Below are 966 nucleotides of genomic sequence, written 5' to 3'. Positions count from 1 at the left end.
CGCCGCCTCCACCAAAATCTCGAATAGAAACAGCGGCTTAAAGCCGCTGTTTCTTTTTCTGCCTGATGATTTTCCGACTCCCTCCCGGCACTCCGGTGATAGAGGCCCGGCATGTACGTACCGCGTGAGCCGTTTATCATTAGCCCTCGAATAGCTGCCACAAGGATCAATGCGCATGACCGGCGAACCCACCCGCCAGTCCGAGACGCTGCGTCCGAACGCCCTGCTCACCTTCGTGATGGCGGTGGCGTGCGGCGTGGCGGTCGCCAACATCTACTACGCCCAGCCGCTGCTCGACACGTTGGCCCGTGACTTCGGGGTCTCCCGGGGCACGGCGGGGCTGATCATCACCATGACCCAGCTCGGCTACGCTGCCGGGCTGATCCTGCTGGTACCGCTGGGGGACCTGCTGGAGCGACGACGGCTGATCACCGTGGTGTCGTTCGGTACCGCCCTCGCCCTGGCCGGCACGGCACTGGCCCCGGGGATCGGGATTTTCATCCTGTGCGCGCTGGCGACGGGCGTCACCGCCGTGGTCGCACAGATCCTCGTGCCCTTCGCTGCGCACCTGGCGAGCGACGCGGAGCGCGGCCGGGTGGTTGGCCGGGTGATGAGCGGGCTGCTGCTCGGCATCCTGCTCGCGCGGGTCATCTCCGGCGGCATCGCGGACGCCTTCGGCTGGCGCACGGTCTTCGCCCTGGCCGCGGCGCTGATGGTGATCCAGGCGCTGGTCCTGGCCCGGCTGCTGCCCCGCGAGCGCAGCCACAACCGCATGTCCTACGGGCGGCTGCTGCTCTCCGTGCTGACCCTGATGCGCGAGGAGCCGCTGCTGCGCCGGCGCATCTTCTACGGCGCCATGGTCTTTGCGGCCTTCAGCGCCTTCTGGACAACGATGCCCTTCCTGCTTGCGGGCGCGCCGTATCACTACAACGACTCGGTGATCGGCCTGTTCGGCCTGCTCGGCGT

At 67.4% G+C, this 966-nt stretch carries 1 protein-coding gene; it reads left to right on the top strand.

Going from position 1 to position 966, the window contains the following annotated elements; genetic code table 11:
• Positions 1-175 precede the first annotated feature (175 nt).
• Positions 176-966 (top strand): MFS transporter (locus tag G7A99_RS21275; RefSeq protein WP_163143909.1); only part of this gene is annotated, 791 nt, incomplete at its 3' end.

Source organism: Arhodomonas sp. KWT, from assembly GCF_010993615.1.
Note: the sequence above shows the minus strand (reverse complement) of the source record. Positions and strands in the feature narration are given on the sequence as shown.